This window comes from Rheinheimera sp. A13L (genome assembly GCF_000217935.1).
Taxonomy (GTDB): Bacteria; Pseudomonadota; Gammaproteobacteria; order Enterobacterales; family Alteromonadaceae; genus Pararheinheimera.
Genome location: NZ_AFHI01000072.1, coordinates 76,511 through 101,817 on the forward strand (window position 1 = coordinate 76,511; position 25,307 = coordinate 101,817).

At 46.1% G+C, this 25,307-nt stretch carries 23 protein-coding genes; 12 read left to right on the forward strand and 11 right to left on the reverse strand.

Going from position 1 to position 25,307, the window contains the following annotated elements:
- Window positions 1-23: 23 nt before the first annotated feature.
- Window positions 24-572, forward strand: a complete 549-nt coding sequence (locus RHEIN_RS19865; RefSeq protein WP_008900781.1) for a BON domain-containing protein — start codon at window positions 24-26, stop codon at window positions 570-572.
- A gap of 47 nt (window positions 573-619) precedes the next feature.
- On the opposite strand, the gene RHEIN_RS19870 is transcribed toward RHEIN_RS19865, so the two are convergent.
- A complete protein-coding gene (locus RHEIN_RS19870; protein ID WP_008900782.1) occupies window positions 620-1,072 on the reverse strand; it encodes a cupin domain-containing protein in 453 nt (150 codons plus the stop codon).
- A gap of 223 nt (window positions 1,073-1,295) precedes the next feature.
- Here RHEIN_RS19870 and darT point away from each other — a divergent pair, with 223 nt between their 5' ends.
- From darT to RHEIN_RS19885, 3 genes are read left to right on the forward strand one after another with little or no spacing between them, the layout of a single operon-like run.
- Entirely contained in the window at window positions 1,296-1,979 is a 684-nt protein-coding gene (gene darT / locus RHEIN_RS19875; RefSeq protein WP_008900783.1) for a type II toxin-antitoxin system toxin DNA ADP-ribosyl transferase DarT, read from the forward strand.
- Between the two features lie 49 nt (window positions 1,980-2,028).
- Complete coding sequence (darG, locus tag RHEIN_RS19880) at window positions 2,029-3,063, forward strand: type II toxin-antitoxin system antitoxin DNA ADP-ribosyl glycohydrolase DarG (protein ID WP_008900784.1); 1,035 nt, start codon at window positions 2,029-2,031, stop codon at window positions 3,061-3,063.
- Window positions 3,064-3,103: 40 nt separating this feature from the next.
- Window positions 3,104-4,024, forward strand: coding sequence for a hypothetical protein (locus RHEIN_RS19885; protein WP_008900785.1), 921 nt, complete (start codon window positions 3,104-3,106; stop codon window positions 4,022-4,024).
- A 32-nt stretch (window positions 4,025-4,056) separates the two neighbouring features.
- Here RHEIN_RS19885 and RHEIN_RS19890 read toward each other — a convergent pair whose 3' ends face one another.
- Both RHEIN_RS19890 and waaA read right to left on the reverse strand, forming a co-directional pair.
- Window positions 4,057-5,238 (reverse strand): NAD(P)/FAD-dependent oxidoreductase, encoded by a 1,182-nt coding sequence (locus RHEIN_RS19890; RefSeq protein WP_008900786.1) that lies wholly within the window; start codon window positions 5,236-5,238, stop codon window positions 4,057-4,059.
- A complete protein-coding gene (waaA, locus tag RHEIN_RS19895; protein WP_008900787.1) occupies window positions 5,238-7,277 on the reverse strand; it encodes a lipid IV(A) 3-deoxy-D-manno-octulosonic acid transferase in 2,040 nt (679 codons plus the stop codon). The genes RHEIN_RS19890 and waaA overlap by 1 nt, the downstream gene beginning before the upstream one ends.
- Before the next feature lie 104 nt (window positions 7,278-7,381).
- Here waaA and RHEIN_RS19900 point away from each other — a divergent pair, with 104 nt between their 5' ends.
- The 8 genes from RHEIN_RS19900 to RHEIN_RS19935 all read left to right on the forward strand — a co-directional run bounded on the left by RHEIN_RS19900 (window position 7,382) and on the right by RHEIN_RS19935 (window position 15,427).
- A complete protein-coding gene (locus RHEIN_RS19900; protein ID WP_050801231.1) occupies window positions 7,382-8,419 on the forward strand; it encodes a hypothetical protein in 1,038 nt (345 codons plus the stop codon).
- Window positions 8,416-9,564 carry a glycosyltransferase gene (locus RHEIN_RS19905; protein WP_008900789.1) on the forward strand — a complete coding sequence of 383 codons (1,149 nt, stop codon included), beginning with the start codon at window positions 8,416-8,418 and terminating at the stop codon, window positions 9,562-9,564. Before RHEIN_RS19900 ends, RHEIN_RS19905 begins: the two co-directional genes overlap by 4 nt.
- A 288-nt stretch (window positions 9,565-9,852) precedes the next feature.
- On the forward strand, window positions 9,853-10,461 hold the full coding sequence (locus tag RHEIN_RS19910) for a D-sedoheptulose-7-phosphate isomerase (RefSeq protein WP_008900790.1): 609 nt from the start codon (window positions 9,853-9,855) through the stop codon (window positions 10,459-10,461).
- Entirely contained in the window at window positions 10,461-11,921 is a 1,461-nt protein-coding gene (gene hldE, locus RHEIN_RS19915; protein ID WP_008900791.1) for a bifunctional D-glycero-beta-D-manno-heptose-7-phosphate kinase/D-glycero-beta-D-manno-heptose 1-phosphate adenylyltransferase HldE, read from the forward strand. The genes RHEIN_RS19910 and hldE overlap by 1 nt, the downstream gene beginning before the upstream one ends.
- Before the next feature lies 1 nt (window position 11,922).
- The gene (locus RHEIN_RS19920) at window positions 11,923-12,987 is read left to right on the forward strand and encodes a glycosyltransferase family 9 protein (protein ID WP_008900792.1); all 1,065 of its coding nucleotides are present in this window, start codon (window positions 11,923-11,925) and stop codon (window positions 12,985-12,987) included.
- Window positions 12,984-13,541 (forward strand): D-glycero-beta-D-manno-heptose 1,7-bisphosphate 7-phosphatase, encoded by a 558-nt coding sequence (gmhB, locus tag RHEIN_RS19925; protein ID WP_008900793.1) that lies wholly within the window; start codon window positions 12,984-12,986, stop codon window positions 13,539-13,541. The genes RHEIN_RS19920 and gmhB overlap by 4 nt, the downstream gene beginning before the upstream one ends.
- 32 nt (window positions 13,542-13,573) lie before the next feature.
- Window positions 13,574-14,503 carry a hypothetical protein gene (locus RHEIN_RS19930; protein ID WP_008900794.1) on the forward strand — a complete coding sequence of 310 codons (930 nt, stop codon included), beginning with the start codon at window positions 13,574-13,576 and terminating at the stop codon, window positions 14,501-14,503.
- Between the two features lie 99 nt (window positions 14,504-14,602).
- Window positions 14,603-15,427 carry a hypothetical protein gene (locus tag RHEIN_RS19935; RefSeq protein ID WP_008900795.1) on the forward strand — a complete coding sequence of 275 codons (825 nt, stop codon included), beginning with the start codon at window positions 14,603-14,605 and terminating at the stop codon, window positions 15,425-15,427.
- Between the two features lie 9 nt (window positions 15,428-15,436).
- On the opposite strand, the gene RHEIN_RS19940 is transcribed toward RHEIN_RS19935, so the two are convergent.
- From RHEIN_RS19940 to prlC, 8 genes are all read right to left on the reverse strand, one after another.
- A complete protein-coding gene (locus tag RHEIN_RS19940) occupies window positions 15,437-15,910 on the reverse strand; it encodes a peroxiredoxin (RefSeq protein WP_008900796.1) in 474 nt (157 codons plus the stop codon).
- A gap of 136 nt (window positions 15,911-16,046) precedes the next feature.
- A complete protein-coding gene (locus RHEIN_RS19945; protein ID WP_008900798.1) occupies window positions 16,047-16,394 on the reverse strand; it encodes a hypothetical protein in 348 nt (115 codons plus the stop codon).
- A gap of 48 nt (window positions 16,395-16,442) precedes the next feature.
- Window positions 16,443-17,201, reverse strand: coding sequence for a class I SAM-dependent methyltransferase (locus RHEIN_RS19950; RefSeq protein WP_008900799.1), 759 nt, complete (start codon window positions 17,199-17,201; stop codon window positions 16,443-16,445).
- A gap of 135 nt (window positions 17,202-17,336) precedes the next feature.
- Window positions 17,337-20,900: an ABC transporter permease/M1 family aminopeptidase gene (locus RHEIN_RS19955; protein WP_008900800.1), complete on the reverse strand. Its 3,564-nt coding sequence runs from the start codon at window positions 20,898-20,900 to the stop codon at window positions 17,337-17,339.
- Between the two features lie 8 nt (window positions 20,901-20,908).
- Entirely contained in the window at window positions 20,909-21,793 is an 885-nt protein-coding gene (locus RHEIN_RS19960; protein WP_008900801.1) for an ABC transporter ATP-binding protein, read from the reverse strand.
- 168 nt (window positions 21,794-21,961) lie between these two features.
- The gene (locus RHEIN_RS19965) at window positions 21,962-22,666 is read right to left on the reverse strand and encodes a DNA-3-methyladenine glycosylase I (protein WP_237704494.1); all 705 of its coding nucleotides are present in this window, start codon (window positions 22,664-22,666) and stop codon (window positions 21,962-21,964) included.
- 9 nt (window positions 22,667-22,675) lie between these two features.
- On the reverse strand, window positions 22,676-23,098 hold the full coding sequence (locus RHEIN_RS20575; RefSeq protein WP_008900803.1) for a hypothetical protein: 423 nt from the start codon (window positions 23,096-23,098) through the stop codon (window positions 22,676-22,678).
- 28 nt (window positions 23,099-23,126) lie between these two features.
- Window positions 23,127-25,148, reverse strand: coding sequence for an oligopeptidase A (gene prlC / locus RHEIN_RS19975; protein WP_008900804.1), 2,022 nt, complete (start codon window positions 25,146-25,148; stop codon window positions 23,127-23,129).
- Window positions 25,149-25,307 lie beyond the last annotated feature (159 nt).

Below are 25,307 nucleotides of genomic sequence, written 5' to 3' on the forward strand. Positions count from 1 at the left end.
TCACTAACAAAAGGAGCGACATAATGAAACGCACAACATTAGCAGTGATGATCACTTTAACTCTTGCTTCAGTTTCGGCCATGGCGGCCAATGACTGGAAAGATACAGCAAAAGACGCCTGGATCGACGGTAAAGCTGAAACCACTCTGTTGCTGAACGGCAACCTGAATTCTTTTACTATCGACACTCATGTGAAAAACGGAGTAATCACTTTAACGGGTGAAGTTGAAAGCGATGTGGATAAAGCCCTGGCTGCAGAGCTGGTAGAAGGTTTGGACGGCGTTACCTCAGTAGAAAACAAGCTGATGGTGAAAAAAGACGGTCAAACCAATGCAGATCCAAAACAAACCAGCGCATTAAAAGATGCAAAAATAGCGACAGTGGTAAAAACCAGTCTGTTGTTTGAACCGGAAACCAGTGGTACCAGCATTGATGTGGATGTTGAAAACAGTGTGGTAACACTCAGTGGCGTGGTGGATTCAGATGCTGAAAAAGATCTGGCCGTCGCCAAAGCTAAAAACACCAAGGATGTGGTGAAGGTAGTAGATAAACTAACAGTGTCAGAAGGTTAATAATCTTAGAACCAAAGCCGATCTGGATGATCGGCTTTGTTTTCTCTTTATGGCTTTACTGCAGCAGGATCGACTGGAACTGGCACACCTTTGCTATGCCATTTCATCACAACAAACTTCAGCGGTACTTTGCCTGTATTGCGAATGCCATGCGAATCCCAAGGCGCTGCATATAAAATATCGCCAGCCTTAGCAGGAATATCTTTGTCTTTCAGCGACCAGATCCCTTCGCCTTCAATCACCATCAGATACTCTTCTTCGGCATGAATATGAGGCGGATGGATTTCTTTACCTGGCTCAATCACAGCCACACCAGTCAGCGCGTCCTGGGTGCCAAAAGTGGGTTTGGTGAAGTAGCTATAAAACACATAACCATCGCCCTTCTCGGCTTTGGCTTCAGATTGCTGAATAATTTGCGACGGCTGCGCAGGCTCTGCCGCCATAGTACTCAGGCAAGTCAGAGTCAATCCGGCCACTAATCCTAACTTTAATTTGAACATCCCTGGTCTCTCCTTCAGAACAATGCGACCTTTACACTGCCCTGAAAAGCAGGTGAGGTCAAACGGCTATTGGTCCGATCTGTGTGGCTGAAGCCGAAATGATCAGTAGAAAAACCGTACAAATAGCCTTTCCTGTTTATCCTTGTTAAGTTACCCATTCAGAATACAAAAGCTCGTAAATAACCATATAGCCACTCATCAAGCTGTATAAGGTAAATAGACCATGACAATGCCTAAACCAGTGCGCTTGTTTCATATCACTGCAATTGATAATTTAACCGCGATATTTCAGCAAGGTGCTCTGCTGTGTAAACAACAAACCCAAGCTGCGGGCATTAATTATCAGAATATTGCTCATTCTGGGGCTCAGGGTATTCGTGCCAGCAAGGCGGTGATCAATCCGCCCGGTGGCCATATTCACGACTATGTACCCTTTTATTTTGCGCCGCGATCACCCATGTTAATGGCTATTCATGGTGGTCAGGTGACGGGTTGCCACTACCAGCAAGAAGATATAGTGCATTTTGAACTGCTGGTAAGAACAGTAGTGCAACATACGCAGGAGTTTGTGTTTTACGACCGCAACGCCACTAAAAGTTACAGCCAGGCCTACACAAACCCAAGCCTGTTGCAGCATGTCATTGATTGGGGTTTGCTGACCGAAGTGCCACAGCTGGATGGCTTTTGTAAGTATTTCAGTGATAAACCAGAGCCTGCTAAATATATGGATCGCATGGAGAAACGCCAGGCAGAATTCTTAATCAAACATCAGGTGCCTGTAGACTGGTGCAGGCGTATAGGTGTAATGAATGCAGCCAAAGCACAACAAGTACGCGATTTAATGCAGCCTTTTGGGTTAAACTTGCCCCTAATAGTGATGCCGGACTGGTATTTTGCTGGTCAGTGATCATCTGTACAGAAAACACGCATAAAAGACAGGTTAATTGGGAGCGGCAATGACCATAGAGTCAAGCACTGGTGATTTACTTAAACAGCAAGATGTTGATGCCATTATCAATACAGTGAACTGTGTTGGTGTAATGGGCAAAGGCATTGCTTTGCAGTTTAAGAAAAAATGGCCAGCCAATTATCAGGCTTATGCCAATGCCTGCAAAGCAGGACAAGTACAGCTGGGCCGCATGTTTATTTTTGATTTGGGCGCATTGGCAACACCTCGTTATATCATCAACTTTCCGACAAAAGGCCATTGGCGGAATCCATCCGTGCTGGCTGATATTGACTCTGGCTTACAGGACTTAGTCACCCAAATTAAAGCTTTGGATATTCGTTCTGTTGCTATGCCACCGCTCGGCTGTGGCAATGGTGGCTTAAACTGGGCTGAAGTACGGCCTTTGATTGAGGCCTATTTTGTTAAGCTGCCTGATGTGACGTTACGCCTGTTTGACCCCTCAGAAACAGCAGTGGACGCCAGGCTAGAAATCAACACCACAGAACCTAAAATGACAGCAGGCAGAGCCGCTATTCTGGCCTTATTGGAATGTTATCAGGCTGTCAGTTATGGCTTATCCAAACTCGAAGTACAAAAGCTTGCTTACTTTTTGCAGGAAGCTGGCGAAGACTTAAAACTGAGTTATCAAAAACATAATTTCGGCCCTTATGCAGATCAGCTGCGTCATGTACTGGACCGTATGGACGGCCATTATATTCATGGCGTAGGTGATGGCGTAGTGGAGTCAGCAATCACACCAAACCTGAACGCACTGGCACGGGCAAAAGCATTTTTAGCCACCGCAAAACCAGATTTAAAGACCAGAGTTGAACGTGTAGCGCAGCTTATTGAAGGCTTCCAATCGCCTTTTGGTATGGAATTACTCGCAAGTGTGCACTGGGTAGCTAAACAGGAAGGAGCACAAAATGCACAACAAGCTCTGCAAAAAATTCAGTCGTGGAACCCACGCAAAAACCAGCTAATGAAAGCGGTTCATGTGGAAGCCGCCTGGCTGCAGCTAAAGCGGTTGGGGTGGGTTTAGGTTTTGCAACAATTACAATCTTAATAGTGGCAGAATACAAATGACTCTGATTATTGCTGGTTACAGGCAGAATAAATTTCGTTGGAATATAGGTGAAAATTCAAATTACACGCCAGACATAAACTCTGGAGTGTTCGTTATTGCAGACAGCATTATTAGCGCTAAAACTAATGCAGGTAGCAAGCCTCTAGTCTCAGGATTTAGAAAAATTATTGAAGTCCCAGTTCATGTTTGGCAACCTCACTTCGTTGGAGAGCTATTTCAAGGTTACAGTACGATTTTTCAAACACACAAATGCTTAGTAGCTTTTGCTGGCAGTACATTAACAGCACAACATTTAATTAACGGTATTTCCGGCCATTTAGCCGAGCTAAAAATAGATTATGAGAGAAACCCTGAAATTGAGTATGTAGTCAGGAAAAGCTGTGATCACAACAATTTGATTAGTAAAGGAATATCAAACCACTATGACGAAAATCTCTTTGTCGCGGCAAAAGACTATCAAAACCTCTTATCTGCTGAACTGATTTCAGATGTCGTGGAACACTCAATTAACAAAGCACTTGAATCCAGAATGCAGCATGTATTGGACCCCATAGCTCTGGACGCTATGTATACTGATATTATCTTGGCGGTCACCTGCCCTATTCAGCGACAAGACTACCTCTATAAATTTAAGTTTAAGTCCTCAGCACTTCCCGAGGGAGGTATCAAAGTTTATTGCGAGAAAGAGTTCATTGAAGCAGACAAGATCGCTGTTATTGGTATGGAAAAAGCGTTCGCTGAAGAAGCATTCGAACTGGCTAAAACAGCGATCAGCAGTGGGCTTAGATTCGAGCATGATATGCTCGATTTCGTTGTAAATTGCGTCAAACAGGACCAAACTTTTGAAATCGGATTACCTGTGATTATTAAAACAATCAATGGTACAAGTGTTCAAAAGGAAGTTATTACAAACTAATTGGACCAAGCAAAATTGCTTCGCTTCAAAAACTAACAATACTGCCCTGCCACCCAGCCAGATGCCCAAGCCCACTGGAAGTTGTAGCCTCCTAACCAGCCGGTTACGTCTACTACTTCACCGACAAAATACAGGCCTGGTTGTTTTTTCGCTTCCATGGTTTTGGACGATAACTCGTTGGTGTCAACGCCACCTAAAGTCACTTCGGCGGTGCGGTAGCCTTCGGTGCCGTTGGGTTTGAATACATAATGCGTCAGGCTGTCGGCCAAACGCTGGATAGATTTGGCATGCAGCGCTTTAATCGCCTGATTTTGAAATACATTCAGCTCCAGCAGCTTTTCGACCAAACGTTTGGGCAGCAAGCGCGACAGTATGGTTTTTAATTCCTGCTCAGGGTGTTTTTGCTGTTGCTCCAGCAGAAATTCATTTAAATCCTGCTGCGGTGATAAGTTGATAATCAGCTCGTCACCCGGTTGCCAGTAGCTGGAGATTTGCAAAATAGCAGGGCCACTTAAACCCCTATGGGTAAAGAGCATATCTTCCGGAAACACCACGTCGTTGGCTTGTGCCGTGACAGGCAAAGACACACCGCTGATTTCTTCAAATACGGCTTTATCGGCCGGTTGCCAGGTTAAAGGCACTAAAGCAGCGCGCACTGGCAATACATTTAAACCAAACTGTTCAGCCAGCTGAAAACCAAAAGCTGTAGCGCCTAAATTTGGCAAACTTAAACCGCCAGAAGCCACCACCAGGCTTTGGCAGCTGCGATTGTGTTGTGGCGTTGTGACTGTATAGACACCATCGGCAAAACTGATGTTTTGAATATCCTGCTGCAGCGCTATAGACACACCGGCCTTGTCACACTCTTGTTGCAGCATATCGACAATATCTTTGGCGCTGTCGTCACAAAACAACTGGCCCAAAGTTTTTTCGTGATAGGCAATGCCGTATTGCTGCACCAAAGCGATAAAATCCCATTGGGTATAACGACTTAACGCCGATTTACAAAAATGCGGGTTTTGCGATAAAAAGTTAGCCGGGCTGGCGTAGATATTGGTGAAGTTACAGCGGCCACCACCAGACATCAGAATTTTGCGGCCTATACGTTTGCCATTATCCAACACCAGGGTTTTACGGCCTCTTTTGGCAGCTTCAATAGCGCTGAATAAACCGGCTGCGCCAGCACCTATAACTATTACGTCCCACTGCTGCATTAATTTGTACTCTGTATGTGTTGGCTTGCCGCTTGCTGATAACCCAGCTCAAGCGCGGCAAATTGGTCGTGCTGCCAATGAAACTCCGGCAACTGCTGTTTTTCTTTGTTTAAAGAGCGCAATAAACGCTGCAGATTTTGTGGTTTCCAACTTTGATCAGGAAAGTCGGCTGCTGTGCGAATAGCGCATTTATCAAAATCAATCAGCCAGAACTGGCCTTGATCATCCAGCAAAATATTGTGGCAGTTTAAGTCGGAGTGATACACCTGATGCTGATGGAAGCGGGCTATTAAAGCACCGAGTTGTCGCCACTCAGTCGAAGTTAAAGGCCGTTGTTGCAGCAGGTGTGCAAGGTCGGTTGCGCCTTGAATACGTTCAATCAGAATATCGGCGCTATAACTAAAAGCGTGTTTTTGATACAAAGCAGCACAAGGCCGTGGCACAGGCAAACCCCATAATCGCATTTGCCAGAGTAAACTGAATTCTGCCATAGCCCGGCTTTGTGCTGCAGGCTCTGGCCAAAACTTGTCTTTGTTGATTTTACCAACCAAACCACCGCGGTAATAATGCCGCAGCACGGCCTGCTGGCCGTCCTGATGCCGGATAAACCATACGGTATTGCGACCTTTTGACTGGCCCGTGACTAAAGCTTGTTTTTGCCAGAATTCGCTCTGAAAATAAGCCATTTCAAAGTTCGGATAAAAGTACGGGTCAAACCACGCTAAAGCATTGTCATTATTTAATTTTTTTATTTCAGCCATAGGCAATAAATTATTTACCTGCGCCATAATGCGGGCCACTGCACCTTGCTGTTGCTGATACAGCTTTAAGCCCTTTTCGCCGGTCTGAATGGCTTGTTCGGGTTGCTGAATAAGTTGAGTGACTGTGCCAACCAGGGTTTCAACATCAGGCACCTGGAAATAAGCCTGCTGTTGCTGCAGCATCTGAAAGACCTGCTGGAAATTAAACACAGAAGGCCCGGATAACACCGCTTTGCCAAAGGCCATGGCTTCGAGTGGATTATGGCCTCCCCTGTTGATCAGGCTGCCACCAATAAACACAAAATCAGCCAGCTGATACCAGCTTAATAATTCGCCCATCGAATCGCCGAGCCAAACTTCGGTGCTTGCATCAGGTAGCCCATTTTTGCTTCTGCGGACAAACTTCAGTTGCTGTTGCTTTAACAGCTCTGCGACCGCATCAAAACGCTCCGGATGCCTTGGTACCAGCACCAGCATTAACTGCGGGAATTGTGTTTTTAACTGCTGATAAGCCTGAATAAGCAGTTCATCTTCACCGGCATGAGTACTGCCTGCGACCCAAACCATACGGCCCTGCAGCAAAGGTTTTAAACTTTGCGCTAATTGAATGCTGCTTTTTGGCACATCCAGCTCAAACTTTAAGTTGCCTGCCACCTGCACATTGGGCGCGCCCAAAGCGGCAAAACGCCGGGCGCTGTGTTTATCCAAAGTTAAAATCTGGCTGATGTTTTTCAGCATAGGCTGGGTTAAAGCGCTAAAACGCCGGTAACCTTTAGCTGAGCGCGACGACAAACGGGCATTTACTATTAAAGTGGGAATAGCCAAAGCTTTGCAATTCGCGATCAAATTGGGCCACAGCTCAGTTTCCAGAATCAGCAGCAATTGCGGCTGCATAAAACTCAGCCAACGGCGCATCAATACAGGGTAATCAAAAGGCAAATAACAATGTTCAAGCTTGCGGCCCAATTCACGCTGTTCGGCCATCAGTTTGACAATAGCTGCTGAAGCTGTGGGTGTGGTGCAGGTGATAGTTAAGGTCAGTTGTGGGTATTGCTGTAGCAGTTGCTTAATCAAAGGTTTGGCAGCGTTAAATTCCCCCACCGATACCGTATGCAGCACTATGCCGTCTTTGGCCGAAGACGCAGGCAGCTTTAAGGCAAAACGTTCAGCAAAACGCTGACGATAGGCCGTGTCTTTGCGCGAGCGCAGCAACAGATAAAAAATAACCAGAGGCCAACACAGCACAAGCAATACACTATAAATCCAGCGGTTTACCATCGATGTCCCGTGTTCCAGCGGCAAAATACGCAGCTATTATCGCAGAATAGCTTGTTATACCGCAATTTGTTAAACTCAGCGCCTCAAAACAGTGCTTAATTAAGATGGCTAATTCATTGAAAGTTTTGTTTATCCCCGTATCTTCAGCCCAGGGTATAGGTGAGTATATGCGCTCACTTATTATTGCTCAGGCCATCAAAAGGCAATGGCCAGAATCAGACATCAGTTTTATTCTGAACAAAGATGCCCCCTATGCGTCCAGCTGTCCTTTTCCGCATTTTCTGCTGAATAATTCCCCCACTAAAGAAGTCAGTGCGGTGAATCAGTTGGTGTCCGGATATAAGCCTGATGTCACAATTTTTGATTGTTCAGGCCGGGCTTCTCAGGTCAGGCATGCAAAAGCCTGTGGCAGCAAAGTGGTGTTTATCAGCCAACATAAAAAGAAACGCAAACGTGGTTTTTCTTTTGGTCGCCTACCTTTTCTTGACGCTCACTGGATCACCCAGTTCAAATTTGTGGATGGCGATTTAACCTGGCTGGAAAAACTTAAACTCAAACTCTGCAATGGCAAAGCTCCACAGTTTATAGGCCCTGTGTTCACGCCTCCAGCACCTGATTTACCTGCGGAGTTTGCCCGGTTAAATGGTCAGGATTTTGTGCTTTGGGCAGCTGGCGGCGGTGGTCATAGCCATAAAGGTGTGCCAGCCATTGAAGTGTTTTATCAGGCAGCAAAAGAACTTAATAGCCAGGATCTGCAGCATATTGTTGTCACCGGCGCTAATTATCAGGGCAGCCTGACTGCAACTGAAAATATGCTGCTTGTTAAAAGTTTGCCAAACGAGCAGCTCATGACATTGATACAACATGCCAGACTGGTGGTGTGTGGCGGTGGCGACATGATGGGTCAGGCCATGGTGCTGCGTAAAAACCTTGTCGCAGTGCCTGTTGCAAAAGATCAGCCTCCACGTATCGCCAAATGCCTTGAACAAAAAGCCATTTACCAGGCCAGTCTTGAACAAGCGAGCATAGTGGCTCAAGCGAGGATAGCCCTGGAACATCCTCTGAAACATCAACTTGATGTCACGCCAGGCTTAACCTACGTCATGGATTATTTTAAATCGGTGCTGGAGTCAAAAAAATGAATGCAACGGAAGTACAGCAGTCTGAACATGCAGTTCGCATTATTCATATTATCGACTCATTTAATGGGGGCGGAGCTGAAGCTGTAGTTTTGCGCTTACATGAGGCGATTAACAATCAACCCAATGCTGAGTCTTACATTGTGTCTCTGAGTCGCCGAAGCGACTATGACATCAGCCACCTGACTAATTGTTATGTATTGCCATTTGGCACCAATAAAAACCTGGACAGCTGGTATCGCGTCAGTAAAGTCAGACAGGAGTTGCTGAACGTGATCCGGCAAATTGAGCAAGGTGGTGCTGTTACGGCCATTTATAGCCACCTCGATGTCAGTCACAGTGTAGTGGCTGGCCTTCAGTGCGAAATAAAAAGACACTATGTGGTGCATGCGTCCTGTAAAGCCGAACTAAGCAATGCCAAAAAACGTGGTTTCTTTGGCTATCAGCGTTTAAAAAGACGTAAAGCTGTGATGCATCAACAGCATCTGGTGACAGTGTCTGCTGGCGTGGGGTCAGAGTTACAGGGGGATATCGATTGGCTACAGGCCGCCAGCGTGACCACTATTTATAACCCCTTCGATACTCAGGCTATCTTAAATTCAGCTCAAGCCACTGAACCAGCACTTCCTCAGTCGCCTTATTTATTGCACATAGGCAGAGTAAGCGCTCAGAAACGTCATGACAGATTGTTTGATGCCTACAAAAGGTCAGGTGTAGATACCAAGCTGGTATTACTGACCAAAGATTCAACCAAGTTAAGAAAACTGATTAAAAACTATGACTTAGAGCATAAAGTTGTAGTGATTGGCTTTACACAAAATCCATTTGTCTGGATGCGCCACGCCGAGTTATTACTGCTGTCATCTGATTATGAAGGCTTACCTAATGTGTTAAATGAGGCCTTGATCTGTGGAACTCCGGTACTATCAACCGATTGCCCTCATGGTCCTGCAGAAATATTACAGAATTTCCATGAAGACTGGCTTGTGCCTATGTCTGATATTGATACTTTTGCGAAAAAAATAAAACTTTTGCTGCAAACCAAACCCAAAGTGGATGTAGAACAATGGCCCATGTATGAAAAAATACAGGCCAGCTATGCAGCGAACTCTTATATTCAGCATGCACTAAAGCATATGGCCGACTAAATTGCTAAAACAGAGTTTCAGACAAAAATGAAAGGTGAAAGCTAAAAGCGGGTGATAGAGCTGAAGTTCATCATGGATGAGCTTCTCCTTGTATCTCAGCACTACTTTTACTGAATTGTATCGTCCATTTAGCGGATCAGCAGTGAGACAAAAAATGACGGCCAAGCCAGAGGTATGGGCTGATAAGCATAATCAGCCTTACTTTTAAGCGGAAGCAAGAAAAAGTTCTTTTGCAATAAACCAGATCCGTTAAAATGCCTTTATTCATGCAGCCAGGCAGAGCCTCCTATGTCAGATTTAAAAGCCAATTTAAAACAAAGTTTTTTAGATAGTTTAAAACGTCACCGTGACGCTTTTGCCACAGTGGAAGCCTACCATGATGAAGCCATGCAGCTGTTGGAAGCAGTACAACACTGCTTAAAACAAGGTGGCAAAGTAGTCTGGATGGGTAATGGCGGCAGCGCTGCCGACAGCCAGCATTTAGCCGCCGAGTTTATGGTGCGTTATAAAGCAGAACGTGGCCCTTTGGCTTCTATTGCCTTAACCACAGACACTTCTATTCTGACAGCCCACGCCAATGACTACCATTTTGACAGCGTATTTGAGCGTCAGGTGTTAGGTTTAGTGCGGCCACAAGACGTGGTGATTGGCCTGACGACTTCAGGCAAAAGCCCAAATATCAATTTAGCCTTAAAAGCAGCCAACGAATTAGGTGCTTTTACTGTAGCCCTGACCGGCCGCGACGGCGGTTTAGTTAAAGATATTGCCAGGCTGCCTATTATCGTGAAAAACGACGAAACCGCCCGTATTCAGGAAGTGCATATGTTTATTGGTCACTGGCTGTGTGAAGCGCTTGATTTATCGATAGAGCATCTGGCGATTACAGGAAATAACTAATGATTAATCTGAGCCTGCTGCAAAATTTGTCTTCTGCGTCTGTACTGGTAGTGGGTGATGTAATGCTGGACCGCTATTTTAATGGCGACTCACAGCGTATATCGCCTGAAGCCCCTGTACCTGTGGTAAAAATCAGCAAAATAGAAGACAAAGCAGGTGGAGCTGCCAACGTGGCCCGTAATATTGCTCATCTGGATGGCAAAGCAGGTTTATTAGGTATTATTGGTAACGACAGCGCTGGCGAGTCTCTGCAGCAATTGCTGGCGGGTGAACAAATTCATTCAGAATTGTTTAGCCAAAATGATAAACCTACTATCGCCAAAATGCGGGTGGTGTCACGCCAGCAGCAAATAGTGCGGCTGGATCAGGAAGAAATGTTCAGCGCGGAAGATGCAGCCCGGCTGGCAGAACGTTTTTCCGCTGTGTATCAGAACTACGATGTGATTGTATTCAGTGATTACAACAAAGGTTCGTTGCAGCACATATCCGGCATGATCAAACTGGCCAAAGCGGCCGGTAAAACTGTATTGGTTGACCCTAAGCAAGCGGATTTGTCGGTCTATGCCGGTGCTGATGTGATCACACCCAATTTAGGTGAATTTAAAACCGCTGGCGGCAAAACAGCTTCAGTGGAAGATATGCTCAGTTCAGCCCGCGAGCTGATGAAAAAAGCAGGTTTGGCCTCGATTTTATTAACCCGCAGCGAACAAGGCATGAGCCTGATTACCCCAACCGAACATCATCACTTCCCTGCTCAGGTGCTGGAAGTCAGTGATGTGACTGGTGCCGGCGATACAGTGATCGCTACTTTAGCTGTGATGTTAAGCGCAGGTATGTCGCTGCATGATGCCACTCAGCTGGCTAACTTAGCGGCTGGCATAGTGGTAGGCAAAGTAGGAGCTGCAACTGTTTCTCCTGAAGAGCTGGCCGCTAAGCTGAATAAAGATTTATTCCGTCAGGGCGATTTTTACCAGACACCTTTTAACAAAGTACTGCAGCATATTCAGTTTGCCCGTCAAAACGGTGAACGTATTGTCTTTACCAATGGCTGCTTTGATATTTTACACGCAGGTCATGTGCGTTATTTAGCTCAGGCCAAAGCCTTAGGTGACCGTTTAGTAGTGGGTCTGAATTCAGATGCTTCAGTGCGCCGCTTAAAAGGCGAACAGCGCCCTATCAATACTTTGGAAGACCGCGCCACAGTGCTGGCAAGTTTAGCCAGTGTCGACTGGGTGGTGCCTTTTGGCGATGATGCGGCAGAAAACGATACGCCATTCCAGCTTATCAGCACTATTTTGCCTGATGTCTTAGTCAAAGGCGGCGACTACAGCATTGAAACCATAGTAGGTGCGGATCTTGTGATAGCCCATGGTGGTGAAGTACAGGTGCTGACTTTTGTCGATGGTCGTTCCACCAGCAAAGTAATACGGAAAATCCAGGACTTGCAGGGAAATAACTGATTTGTTGGCTCAAGAACTAAAGTCCATTTGTATTCTGCGTTTATCCGCTATTGGCGATGCCTGCAATGCGGTCTCTGTAGTGCAATCTATTCAGCGCCAGCATCCACAAGCGCAAATCACCTGGATCATCGGCAAAGTGGAAGCCCGCTTACTGGAAGGCTTGCCTGGTGTACGTTTTGTCGTCTTTGATAAAAAGCTTGGTAAAGCAGCCTACAGCCAGCTAAAGCAGGATTTAAAAAACGACTATTTTGATGTGCTGTTGCATATGCAGGTGGCCTTTCGCGCTAACGTCGCCTCACTTTGTATCAAGGCGCGTAAAAAAATTGGTTTTGACTGGCACACAGCCAAAGAGTTACATGCGCTTTTTATGCGACATCGTATAGAAGCGGCCCCTCGTAGCCATGTGCTGGATGGCTTTCGCCAGTTTGCTAAAGCTATTGGGGTTACAGAGCAAGAGCTTGGCAAAACTCCAACATGGCAACTGCCTATTCCGGAAGCTGACGAGTTATGGGCTAAACAGCAGTTGGCAGCCACTGGCAACTCTCGCATTTTGATCATCAGCCCTGCCGCTTCTAAAGCGGAGCGCAACTGGTTGCCAGAGCGTTATGCGGCCTTGGCCGATTATGCTCAGTCAAAAGGTTTTGCGGTGATCTTATGTGGTGGCCCTACAGAGCTGGAACGCACTTTAAGTCAGGCTATTTTGGCATCGGCACAGCAGAGCATCACAGATTTAACCGGCAAAACCAATTTAAAACAGCTGCTGGCTTTATTAAAACATTCCAGCCTGGTGTTGGCACCAGATACTGGCCCTACCCATATGGCGGTGGCGGTTGGCACCCCGGTGATAGGTTTATATGGCCACAGTAATCCGGATCGCACTGGTCCTTATTTGTTCCGTCAGTATGTGGTTGAGGTCTATCACCCATCCTTACTGGAGCAACAAGGTAAAACAGCGGCAGAACTGAAATGGGGCACCCGGGTAAAAGGCGCGGATATTATGCAGAAAATATCTGTAGAGGCTGTAACCGCCATGTTCGATAAAGTAGTGGCAGAGCAGCAGTTATGAACGGATTACATAAGGCGGCTTTCTTAGACCGCGATGGCGTGATCAATGTCGATCACGGTTATGTCAGCAGCCCAGAACAATTTGAGTTTATTGAGGGTGTATTTGAGGCTTGCCGCCATTTACAGCAGCAGGGTTATTTACTGATAGTGGTGACTAACCAATCAGGTATAGGCCGCGGTTATTACAACGAGCAGCAGTTCCATGCGTTAACCGACTGGATGAAAGCACAGTTTGAGTCGCATGGTGTTACTCTGACAGATGTGTTTTTTTGCCCTCATCATCCGGTCAATGCCAAGCCACCTTATCAAACCGACTGCGATTGCCGTAAACCAGCGCCAGGCATGTTAATGCAAGCCATCGAGAAGTATCAGATAGACCCAGGCCAAAGCCTGATGTTAGGTGATAAAAAAGCCGATATGCAGGCAGCACAAGCTGCTGGTGTTGGCCGTAAAGTGTTGGTGTTATCTGGCCAAACCCTTACAGCAGAAGACAAAGCCAGCGCTGATGAAATCTGGCCTTCGATAAAAGCAGCTTTGGAATTAGTGGTGAACTAAGGTTACGGGCCTGAACTTTTACAAGGAATGTAATGCGAAAACTATTAGCTTTGTCCTTAGTGCTGCTACTCCTATGCGGCAGCCTGTTTTTTATAGCCACAAACAACAGCAGTACTCAGCCTCAAACTCAGTTGCAGCACAGCTCTGATATTCAAGAACCCAACCCGGCGCCTTTAGCCATTGAGAAGGAAGGGGGCACACAACCCAACTTCAGTCCGGCAGAGCCGGAACCAGCTGAACAGATGGCCGTTATTGAACGACCTGACTGGACGCTGGACGGGCCTTTGCATACTCAGCTGACAAAGCTGAAAAATCGGGCAGACCAAGGCGATCTGCAAGCCGCCTATAGTCTGGCAATGAACCTGAGGTTTTGTGGCATGGCGCCACTGGATGAAACCGATTTAGACGCTCGTTTGCAACAAGCCTATGAGTATAAAGACGATGGTGTTGCCATAGCTGACATCAAAGAACGCTATGAGTTTTGTGAAGGAATAAATCAGCAGCAACGCGATGAGTTTTACGCTTATTTGGAAAGTGCCGCCAAAGCGGGTTATGTGCCAGCCCAGGAAGAGATGGCCACAGTCACACCTGAGCTGTTTATGAAATTGGCTGGTGCAACAGATCTTGAACGCGACGCTTATATCCAAAAGCGGGAAGACTTTATTCAGCTCCAGCTTTTTTTACTGGAATCCGCATCCCAGCACGGCAGCATCAGAGCGCTGATCACACTGTCGAATATGCACCACTCACAAAAATATGGCGAACATGGTCGCACTAAGTCTTACGCCTTAAACCATCTGATTCTTGAACTGACGGACGACAATGAATTGCAAAGCAGATACTCATGGTTTGTGCAACGTCGTCAGTCAGAACTTACTTCAGAGCAGATTGAACAAGCCCTGGCTTTGTCACAGCAGTGGTTAACTATCATCAAAGCAAATGGTACCTTGTATTTGCAATGATCTACGCTGTCAATTTGTTAGTCTTGAAACATAGTCAAAGTAGTGCTGGATTGTGTTATATCTATGGCGCTTTTTAAAAAATCAGGTGCTTAGCAGAATATGAACCCTATACAAAATGAAAACATGCAATGGGATAACGAGCAGATCAACGCCGTAGTGGCAGATTTGGCCCGTTTACGTCTGCAGGTCGATTTAGAGCTGGTTCCACGTTATCCCTATCTGGGCACTAAGATTTACCCGCTAGGGCGCTGCAAAGAGATACGAGATGCCGTATTTGTGCTGCTGCAACAACAACTTCCGCAAGCAACAGAACCCGGACTGCTGTTAATCCGCGACCAGTTGGCCAAAGGCGAGAGCCTGAAAAAAATATGGGGCGCTTTGCGGGGCGTCTATTTTCAGAATGCTATGTCTGTTGGGGACTGGTATCTGGATGTATCCAATGACACAGTCAATCCAAATAAGCCACGCATTGAGGTATTACCTTTAGCAACCTCTGGTTTTGCTGAAGTCACCAGTTTTGAGCAGTTTATCTCCGTAGCCCGCACTTACTGGGAAGTGGAAGTCTATCGCAATGATATCTGCCCTGCTTTGGCACCTTACATGCCTTTGCTTTATATCTCTAAAAATGGCACTTGCTGGCTAGGAGAAGCCACGGACAACATGCTGGCCGTCGCCACAAAAAGTCAGTTTTCAGCCTCAGAACGTATTTTATTAACACTGCCTGCGCCACCACAAAAAGCGGCCAGTCGCTGGCAAGAGGCTTTATCTAAGGTGAAACACAGTGACTTTTTGCACCAACAAGGTGACGCTGTTGAGTTTTGCCAGGCCTATCGCACTAAACACTATGAGCAGGATTCAAGCATCCGCGATAGTGCTGTGATGGCCTATGTAACCTTACCAAAAAGTGTTTCACTGGCCGACTAAAGAGCTGGCTTAAACCAGCTCTATCATCACTTCAGCTTTACTGACTTCGAACTGTTTCGGCTCGTCGACATTCAGCGCTTTGACTACAGCATTGTCCACGACCATTGCATAACGTTTTGAACGCACACCACCAAAATCACCGGTATCAGTATCCAGTCCAACAGCTTTGGCAAATTTAGCTGCGCCGTCTGCTAAAAATACGATATCAGTAGCGTTATGAGCTTTGCCCCAGGCATCCATCACATAAGCATCATTAACCGAAGTACAGATAATACGATCCACACCCTTATCAAAAAACTGCTGCGCCAGTTCTATAAAACCAGGCAAATGAGCTGCACTGCAGGTGGGCGTGAAAGCGCCAGGCACTGCAAATAACACCACTTTTTCGCCTTTAAAGACTTCGGCCGTAGTCAGGTTCACAGGGCCATTGTCGGTTAAACGCGCAAAGGTCACATCAGGTAAGGTATCGCCAATTTTGATCATAAATTTATCCTTAAACTCTTGCCTTGTTGTTTTAAATACCTCTGAAGCTGATTCACTTCAGGCACCACATTCATTTCTAACCGCGAGCTTTTACAGTATTGGGTCAGCTTCACTAAAAACAAAGCACCCAAAACACTCATAGTTTGTTTTCTTTATCGATCGGGTAATGGTTACAGGGCTGAGGAGCCCCACGTAACTCAGACTTCAGTCGGTTTACATCCTCTTTATTACTGATCAAGCTAAACAGAGCTGATTCCATAAATTCAACATGTTCAATAGCGCAGCTCGCTTTCCATAACTGCATCGATCTAACCTGGTCTAAGCGGGTCGATTGTGTTGCTATGTTAGACATCTGAACCTGCGCGGCTACTTCTTGTATAACTGCTGCGCGCAAAGAATGCATAAAGAGGTACGTCGTTATAAGCACTGTGACCAGTGACGCCGCCAGCGTCCCCACAATCAGCCCCTTGGTGTAGTGACTCATCCTAAATCCCCTCCCTTTGATATACAGCAGTATCAAAACATATAGGTATTAGTCCAGCGCAGCCTTCACGTACACATCAAATCTGTTATTTTTACCTTCGATTTGCATGCTGGGTTTTTGCCCTGCTAAAAACTCTGCATAACCAGGCCGCTTTACCACTACTCTTTTGCTGGCAAGTTGCCAGGCCAGAGGAAACAATGCATCAGCGTCGTCATCTGTACCCACCACCTGATGAAAGGCCTGCATTTCCTTTTTTACCAAAGCCGACTTTTCACGGGCCGGAAACATTGGATCTAAATACACTACGTCCGGTGATGGCAATTGGGTTAACGCCTGCTGCGAGGGCGCAAAAACCAGTTGCATACGTTCGGGCAACCAATGGGCTAATTCAGGATCAAGGGCTGCACGACGCAAGCCATCGGCCAATAAAGCAGCCACAGCAGGCTGACGCTCCACTAAAGTGACTTTAGCGCCTAAACTGGCCAGCACTAAGGCATCACGGCCCAAACCTGCTGTTGCATCTACTACAGTTAAACCCGGCTTTTTGGTTAAGCCCACAGCTTTGGCTATGGCTTCACTTTTACCGCCACCAAACTTACGTCTGTAGGTTGCAGCACCACTGGCGAAGTCGACCAGTATATCGCCTTGTTTATTAAGTTCTGTGTTACGCAACACCAAAGCATCACCAGTCCAGCACAAATACCAGCCTTGGGGCGAATCTGTTGCTTGCAAACCAAAGTGTTGTTGCAGGCTTTCGGCCAGTTCAGGGGGGAAATCGGGCTGGATTAAATAACAGGTGCTGGACATAGCGTCACTTTAACTTTTCAGATCAAGGATAAAACTATAGCTAGTGTAACCGCCCTAGCCCTGTTTAAAAAAGGGGTCAGATCACATTGTTAACTGTTAACAATGCGAGCTGACCCTAATAGATGCAATGAATGCTTACAACTTGCGGATATTATCTGCGCCGTCGCGGTCAATCAGACGGACAAATGGGTCCACACCTACATACAGCGGCTTCTGATCCAGCACCAGCTCTATGCTGTTTTCACCGCTAGTCAGCTGATGTTTTTTCAGATAAATCACCCCACTTTCACCACTGGTTTGATCCGGATCCACACTGAATACACCAATGTCGATCTGCTCTGCCAGAGGTTGGATGGTTTCCACACCTTTTTCATCAGCCACTAACTTGTCTGCATGCAGAACTAAATTCAGTTGGAACTTACCATCGGCCAATTCTGTTACTTTGGCATCTTTGACACGCAAATCGTACAAAGTAATGTTGTTAAATAAGTCGTCAATAAAGGCCTTTTCTTCCGTTGTGGTGTTCTGACCTAAATAGCTGACCAAATCCAGCGTGGTTGGGAAAGGATCATTACGGTAGCGGTAACGCTCGTTAAAGGCCTTTAAGTTGGCATTTAAACGGTCTTCACCTAAGCGGTCTTTAATAGCCATCATGACCACAGAACCTTTTTGGTAATGAATATAACCCTGACCTTCAGAACGTAATAACGGCTGTTCACCTAAACGCTCGGCAGAACGCCCTTGTAAGTAGCGATCCAGTTCGTGTTTCAGGAATTTACGGATCTTATCAGCGCCGTATTTTTTCTCCATCACCATCAAAGCAGCATACTGCGACAAACTTTCTGAAATAACGGCACTACCCTGCACATTAGCGGCACCTACCTGATGACCCCACCACTGGTGTGCCACTTCGTGTGCTGTGACGTAATACACAGGGTCGATATTTTCCGCGTCACGCAAGTCGGTAATAAAACCTATCAGCTCAGAATAAGGCACTGTATTGGCAAAACTCTGGGCAAAACTGCGATAACCAGGGAATTCAATAATACGCAGCTGTTTATGCTGGTAAGGACCAAAAGCTGCACTGAAATAGTCGATAGAATCTTTTACCGACTCCACCATGCGATCGATATTCCACGGATGGCCTTTGTGGTAATAGACTTCAATAGCCACACCATTGTGCTCTGCTTTTTTCACTTCATAACGGCCTGAGCTGATGGAGTAGAAGTTCACCATAGGCTGGTCCATTTTGTAACTGAAGTAATTACGGCCATCTTGCTGCCATTGTTTTTGCAGGTAACCTGGCGTTAAAGCCACTTGATCAGCTTCAGTCGAGATGGTGGCTTCAAATTGGATAAAATCACCGTCAGGACCAAAGAAGTTCTGGGTATAAAAGCTTGAATCTTCCAGTTTGTTAGCGCGCTCGTTTGGCTCTAAATCACGTTTTAAACGCTCATGCCTGTCCTGCAATTCAACCGCTTCACGATAACCAAAAGTCGGTAACAATTCCCAGTTATTAATAAAGGTGCCGTTCTCCACCACGACAGAATCAAAACCTGTTTCGCGTAATCCTTTAGATTCACGGGTCAGCTCAATGACACCTTCTACTGTGGCACCTGGCGCTACTGCCGTGCTGAAAGTTAACCAGGAGGTACGGAATTTAACGTCTTTTTCACTTAAGCTGGCTCCTTCAATCATCACCGCCATCTGTTCGGTATTTTCAGGCCAGTTCACCAGCACTTTTTCAACGGGCAATGCTGATTTGTTTTGCCACTGCATCTGCATAAGGGCAACAACCTTTTGCTCTGAAGGGAACAAATCAATCTGCGCTTTCACATCAGTAGTGACCAAGGCAGGCAAGGTCGCAAACTGGATATATTCTTTCTCATACTCAGCCTGTAAATCTGTCATTTCGTCCGTGGTGATATAGTTATTCAGCACCATGGTTTGCTGGTAGATAAAACCACCAGTTGCCACTGCGACCAGAAGCGACACCGCAATCACGGCCTTGCCTGCTTTACCCAGGTGATACCCCAGTTTGCTCCAGCGTACTTTCAGGCTTTGTAATGGGCCTCTGTGGTACAAGCCATAACCCAACACGAACAAGACGGTGCTGATAGCGCCCCAATACAGCATATACACCGAATGGGTGCTTAAGTTGGTGGCATATTGGTTTAGATCAGAAAAACCTATAAAAGGTGATGAGCTGAAGTTATATAAGCTATGGCCTAAACCCCAGGACGCCATCACTAAAGTGCTTAAGAAATAACCGACAAAAAGCCCCATGCCAACAAACTTATTCGGGCTTAACACCTGCAGGAAAAACGCCAGCACTGCACTCATCATAAAAGGCAGCAGGAAGAAATAACCTAAGCGTATCAAGTACTGCGTTAATTCAAAGTCTTCAATGCCTTTGATCAACTGGTATCCCATAGTGGTTAAAACACCAAGCACTATTAAAGTTGCCATCACTAAAACCATGGCCAGTAACTTGGCGGTCCAGAAGGTTAAGTTAGGCACTGGCATGGTATCGATTATATCGCCCATACCTGAATTACGTTCACGCCACACCACTTCAGCGCCGTAATACACAATAACAATAATCATCAACAAACTGACTGACCCCATCACATGGTCTACCATGGTTTGGGTCAGTGGCCAGTTGGACGTACCGTACCAACCAAAGTCAGCAAACAATGGGCCTATCAATTGTGCGACAGTAATCAAACCCAGAATAATAAAAGGCGCAGTAAACAATACCTGCTTCACTTCAAACTTTAATCTGACCCAAAAGGCCGGTAAAAGCGTGGTTGAAAAGGCTTTTTTCTGTAAGTTTTGCAGTGAAAGTTCAGGCAGTTTTAATTCAGCTTTTTTGGCTTTTTTGGCTTTTTTGCTGTCTTTTCTGTCTAATGAAGGCAGTTTAAATAAACCGGAAAACGCCAGCAATATCAAAGCGATAGCCAGCCATAACAGACGGTTTTGTAACAACACCCCTTCAAAACCAACCAGCAGCGTGTTTTTTTCCTGAATAGTCCAGTAACGGGTGACATCAAGAAAGGTGCGTAAACCAAAAGGATCCAACAAGGCTGACACAGAACGGTACTCTGGTGAACTCGCGACAGAACCTGACACCATATAAAGCACCAGCAATACCACAGCAATCAGATACAGGGCCATCATGGAACGGAAACGGGCCGCTATAGCGTAAAACAAGGCGGAAATGATAAAAAAACTGGGCACTGACAATACCAGATAGTTATAGGCATAAAAGCTGAGATCTGTTGGGCCAAAACGACTGGCATCCACCCAAGGCATAAAGCTTGCCAATAACATGCCCAAAGGCACTGCGATGTAAACCAGTAACACCACCAGATAGCTGCCAAAAAAGCGGCCAAACTGGTAAGCAAAAGGCGATACCGGCTTACTGTAGATCAGCTCTTCCATTTGATGTTGCTGATTACGTACCGCACTGCTTCCGACAAAATTCACCACCAAAAACATGGCGAATATACTTAAAATCAACAGGGTTTGGCCTATAGAGAAAGGGCCATTTTTAAATACCTCACCACCACCACCTATGGTGACGTTGTCAGAGGCAACAGATAAGAAGCTGACTAAAAAAAGCAATAAACTAACCACATAAAAAGAGGGCTGGCGCAGGTAATAACGCAGCTCAAAACGGGTCATTAAAGCAAACATAACCCCTCCTAAGCTGCAGCTTGTGCTGTGCGGTGATTTGATAAACAGGAGAAATAAACATCCTCCAGACCAGCCGCTGTTGCGACAAAACCTTCAGGCGCTTGCTCTGCAAATACATTCAGCACAGTGCGACCGGCAAACAGACGCTTGGAGATCACTGGCAATACTTTTTCCAGTTCAGCCGCTTCCTGCTGTGACACTGTTTTAGTCCAGATTTGACCATTAACCCTTTGGATCAAGTCCAGCGGATTGCCTTGCAACAAAATCTGACCACCGGCCAACACCGCCATAGCAGGGCACAGCTCTGCCACGTCATCCACAATATGAGTGGATAAAATAATGACTTTCTCTTCACCTAAACTGACCAGCAAGTTATGAAATCTGTTGCGCTCTTCCGGGTCCAGACCCGCTGTGGGTTCGTCAACAATCAACAGATCCGGGTTGCCCAATAAAGCCTGAGCTATACCAAAACGCTGACGCATACCGCCGGAAAAACCGCTGACTGCTTTATCTTTATGCTGAAACAAGTTGGTATGAGCCAATAATCCTTCAACCAGCTCTTTACGTTCTTTTTTCTGGGTAAAACCTTTTAATACCGCCAGATGATCCAATAAATCAAAAGCGCTGATACGAGGGTAAACACTAAAATCCTGCGGCAGATAACCCAAGGTTTTGCGAAGTGCCTGTGGGTCTTTTAATACATCAATGCCATTAAACTGAATGCTGCCGCTGTCGGGTTGCTGCAAAGTGGCTATGGTACGCATTAAGGAGGATTTACCGGCACCATTTGGGCCTAACAAGCCAAACATACCTTTGCTGATAGACAGATTGACGTTATTCAGCGCTTTGACGCCATTGTCGTAGGTTTTGGTCAGACCTTTAATTTCCAGCATGGGGGAGCTCCTTGTTATGGTGTTGTGTCATTAATACACTAAGTTAACATGGAGTTTGTAGAGGAGTAACCTATCAATGGCTCACAAATGAAGTGAAGTTGTAACAAGTTATTAAAATTGGGGGCAGATCACATTGTTAACTGTTAACAATGTGATTTGACCCCAATTTTACATCTGAAGGCCTACATGGTTATCGCCGAAGCTAAAGGCGACTACTTTACTGATTTCCTGCAGGCTTAAGCCGGATTCCTGTTGCCACAGGTTAAATTGCTGTTGAATGGCTTTCTGGTTTTTCTGGCTGGTTAAACCACCTTCGACCACACCAAAGTTACGCAGATAAGCTTCTAAATCCTGGCTGATAATAAAGGTATCTTTGCCCAGCATACGAAGCGCATAAGCACCGGTATTGCCGCCTAAACGACAGCCGTGTTTTTTCAGATATCCCCATAAGCCAATAATGTCTTCACCTGGCCACTGGGCTAAAAAGGCGCCAAAGCTGCCATATTGATCAGCCACCTGTTGGATCATCAGCGCGTTGTCACGTATCGCAAACACCTTGGTGGCATTGCGGATGATACGAGGGTCTGTGGCTTTAGCTGCCAGCATTTCGTCACTCATCAACAGCATTTTTTCCGGTTCAAAACCAAAAAAGATTTCTTCAAAACCCGGCCACTTTTTTTCAACCACAGACCAGACAAAACCGGACTGAAAAATCTTTTTGCTGAACTCGCTTAAACATTCAGCATCTGTCAGTTGGCTTAACTGAGCCGCAGTTCGGGGTTTAGATAACAAAGCCTGCAATGCGGCTTTGCCCCCTTTGCGCTCAGCGGCCCTGTGAAAAATAACCGCAAAAGATTCTGCATAGGACATCATCAGCTTTCTCTATAAAACATTGTCAGCCCCAAGTACACAATAGCCATTCACCCACCCCACTTTGGGTTCTGGCACAATAGCGCAGTCCGAATACATTCTTTCCTGCTTTTGCATGGTCTGTTGTGCATTTTTATAGTGTTCAGCAAGCTTTAACAGCTCAGCTTCGTCTGTATGCTCAGTCGAATACGCCACATAAGTTTCAGGCCCTCCACACGCTTTGTGGCCGAGCGCAAGCACTCTGCATTGAGAGGGATCTGAAGCTTTGGCATCACCTATCAGTTGCCTGATCTGCTCTCTTTCTTGCTGAATTTGCGTTTTTATATCCATAGCACCCTCTTGTGGCTGAACAGTCTGCAGCGGTTCAGATTCTGAACAAGCGGCTGTACTTACACAGATAGCCGCAAACAGGACATAAGGAAAAAACTTCTTCATAGCGCCTCTTTATAAAGGTATGACCCTTTTAAGCTGTTATGCCCATGTGCCGCAATAATGCTGCATTGGATGGTTCACGACCACGGAAAGCTTTAAACAGCTCCATAGGTTCTGCACTGCCGCCTTTTTCTAAAATGCAGTGCAGAAAGTCCTGACCCACAGCAGCATTAAAAATACCTTCTTCTTCAAAGCGGCCAAAGGCATCAGCAGACAATACTTCAGCCCATAAATAGCTGTAATAACCAGCACCATAACCACCGGCAAAAATATGGCTGAAACCATGCTGGAAGCGGTTAAAGCGTGGCGGCAGTATCACAGAAACCTGCTGGCGCACATCATCCAGAATGTGCTGTACACGCCCACCCAAAGCCGGGTCGTATTCGGCATGTAAACGGAAGTCAAACAAAGCGAACTCCAGCTGACGCACTAAAAACAACGCCGACTGGAAGTTTTTCGCTGCCAGCATTTTTTCCAGCATATCCTGTGGCAATGCTTCGCCTGTCTGGTAGTGGCCTGAAATTAACGCCAAAGCTTCTGGCTGCCAGCACCAGTTTTCTAAAAACTGGCTGGGTAGCTCCACCGCATCCCAGGCCACACCACTGATACCTGCCACATCAGACGCATCGACCTGAGTCAGCATATGGTGTAAACCATGGCCAAACTCATGGAATAAGGTGACTACTTCGTCATGAGTGAATAACGCAGGTTTACCACCTACAGGTTTATTAAAGTTACAGGTTAAATAGGCTACAGGGTGCTGCAGGCTGCCATCGGCTTTCCAGCGCCGCCCCTGGCAATCGTCCATCCAGGCACCACCCCGCTTTTTCGCGCGGGCATATAGATCCAGGTAAAAACTGCCACGCAGCTCGCCTTTGGCATCAAAAATATCGTAAAAGCTGACGTCCGGATGCCAGACATCAACGCCTTGACGTTGTTTCACGTCAATACCAAATAGCTTATTTAACACACTGAACAAACCAGGCACTACTTTGGTTTCCGGGAAATAAGGCCGCAAAGCTTCGTCAGAAATGGAGTATTTGGCTTGTTTTAATTTCTCTGAGTAATAAGTGACATCCCAGGCGTTTAACTCATCGACGTCAAACTCTGCTTTAACAAAAGCTTTTAACTCGGCCAGATCCTGCAGCGCCTGAGGTTTAGCGCGGCGAGCTAAATCGGCTAAAAACTCCAGCACCTGAGCCGGACTTTCGGCCATTTTAGTCGCCAGTGATTCTTCCGCTGCGTTGTTAAAATCCAGTAGCTGCGCCAGCTCGTGACGCAGTGCTAAGGTCTCTTCAATAATGGCCGTGTTATCAAACTGACCCGCTGTTGGGCCTTGATCCGATGCACGGGTGCAATAAGCCTGATACAACTCAGCACGTAAATCGCGATTGTCAGCATAAGTTAAAATGGCGATATAACTTGGGAACTCCAGCGTAAAAACCCAACCGGACAATTCTTTTTGTGCAGCCGCTTCTGCCGCTGCTAATTTGGCATCTTCAGGTAAACCAGACAGCAGGCTTTCATCTTCAATATGTTTAAACCAGGCTTGAGTGGCATCCAGCGTATTGTTGGAAAAGCTGGAGGCTAAATCAGAAGCACGGCTTTGAATTTCACCATAACGCTGCTTTTTCTCATCCGACAACCCAATACCGGACAGCTTAAAATCACGCAACGCGTTTTGAATCACTTTTTGCTGCGCTGTGGTTAAAGTGGCGTATTCAGTACTGTGCGACAGCTTTAAATAAGCCTGATACAAACCTTCATGCTGACCTATATAAGTGCTGAAATCGGATAACAATGGCAGGCAGCTTTCATAAGCGTCACGAAGTTCAGGGCTGTTTTTCACTGAATTTAAATGCGATACAGGCGACCAGAATTTACCCAGTTCATCGCTGTTTTCCTCAAGCGCCACAATCAGCGACTGCCAGCCCGGGTTTGGCTCTTTCACTACAGCTTCGATATCTGCAGTACAAAGGGCTATTAACTGCTCTACACGGGCTTTGATTTGGCTGGGTTCGATTTGACTAAATGCAGGTAAGACTTGGGTCATGGTTTATCTCTGTCTGGCCTTTAAAAAGGTGTACGTTTTTCACGTCACTTGGGTATAAATGAATTATTGGGGCTTTTTCAGTGTTCTCAAGCATTTTTCTGCGCTCTGGTTAGACTTTATCGCATATTCCCTTGAGTTCAGCCAGTTGACCCCATATAA

Bases quoted from the DNA above. Each gene is read 5' to 3' on its own strand.
- RHEIN_RS19865 (WP_008900781.1), top strand. From the start codon at position 24: ATGAAACGCACAACATTAGCAGTGATGATCACTTTAACTCTTGCTTCA.
- RHEIN_RS19870 (WP_008900782.1), bottom strand. From the start codon at position 1,072: ATGTTCAAATTAAAGTTAGGATTAGTGGCCGGATTGACTCTGACTTGC.
- darT (WP_008900783.1), top strand. From the start codon at position 1,296: ATGACAATGCCTAAACCAGTGCGCTTGTTTCATATCACTGCAATTGAT.
- darG (WP_008900784.1), top strand. From the start codon at position 2,029: ATGACCATAGAGTCAAGCACTGGTGATTTACTTAAACAGCAAGATGTT.
- RHEIN_RS19885 (WP_008900785.1), top strand. From the start codon at position 3,104: ATGACTCTGATTATTGCTGGTTACAGGCAGAATAAATTTCGTTGGAAT.
- RHEIN_RS19890 (WP_008900786.1), bottom strand. From the start codon at position 5,238: ATGCAGCAGTGGGACGTAATAGTTATAGGTGCTGGCGCAGCCGGTTTA.
- waaA (WP_008900787.1), bottom strand. From the start codon at position 7,277: ATGGTAAACCGCTGGATTTATAGTGTATTGCTTGTGCTGTGTTGGCCT.
- RHEIN_RS19900 (WP_050801231.1), top strand. From the start codon at position 7,382: ATGGCTAATTCATTGAAAGTTTTGTTTATCCCCGTATCTTCAGCCCAG.
- RHEIN_RS19905 (WP_008900789.1), top strand. From the start codon at position 8,416: ATGAATGCAACGGAAGTACAGCAGTCTGAACATGCAGTTCGCATTATT.
- RHEIN_RS19910 (WP_008900790.1), top strand. From the start codon at position 9,853: ATGTCAGATTTAAAAGCCAATTTAAAACAAAGTTTTTTAGATAGTTTA.
- hldE (WP_008900791.1), top strand. From the start codon at position 10,461: ATGATTAATCTGAGCCTGCTGCAAAATTTGTCTTCTGCGTCTGTACTG.
- gmhB (WP_008900793.1), top strand. From the start codon at position 12,984: ATGAACGGATTACATAAGGCGGCTTTCTTAGACCGCGATGGCGTGATC.
- RHEIN_RS19930 (WP_008900794.1), top strand. From the start codon at position 13,574: ATGCGAAAACTATTAGCTTTGTCCTTAGTGCTGCTACTCCTATGCGGC.
- RHEIN_RS19935 (WP_008900795.1), top strand. From the start codon at position 14,603: ATGAACCCTATACAAAATGAAAACATGCAATGGGATAACGAGCAGATC.
- RHEIN_RS19940 (WP_008900796.1), bottom strand. From the start codon at position 15,910: ATGATCAAAATTGGCGATACCTTACCTGATGTGACCTTTGCGCGTTTA.
- RHEIN_RS19945 (WP_008900798.1), bottom strand. From the start codon at position 16,394: ATGAGTCACTACACCAAGGGGCTGATTGTGGGGACGCTGGCGGCGTCA.
- RHEIN_RS19950 (WP_008900799.1), bottom strand. From the start codon at position 17,201: ATGTCCAGCACCTGTTATTTAATCCAGCCCGATTTCCCCCCTGAACTG.
- RHEIN_RS19955 (WP_008900800.1), bottom strand. From the start codon at position 20,900: ATGTTTGCTTTAATGACCCGTTTTGAGCTGCGTTATTACCTGCGCCAG.
- RHEIN_RS19960 (WP_008900801.1), bottom strand. From the start codon at position 21,793: ATGCTGGAAATTAAAGGTCTGACCAAAACCTACGACAATGGCGTCAAA.
- RHEIN_RS19965 (WP_237704494.1), bottom strand. From the start codon at position 22,666: ATGATGTCCTATGCAGAATCTTTTGCGGTTATTTTTCACAGGGCCGCT.
- RHEIN_RS20575 (WP_008900803.1), bottom strand. From the start codon at position 23,098: ATGAAGAAGTTTTTTCCTTATGTCCTGTTTGCGGCTATCTGTGTAAGT.
- prlC (WP_008900804.1), bottom strand. From the start codon at position 25,148: ATGACCCAAGTCTTACCTGCATTTAGTCAAATCGAACCCAGCCAAATC.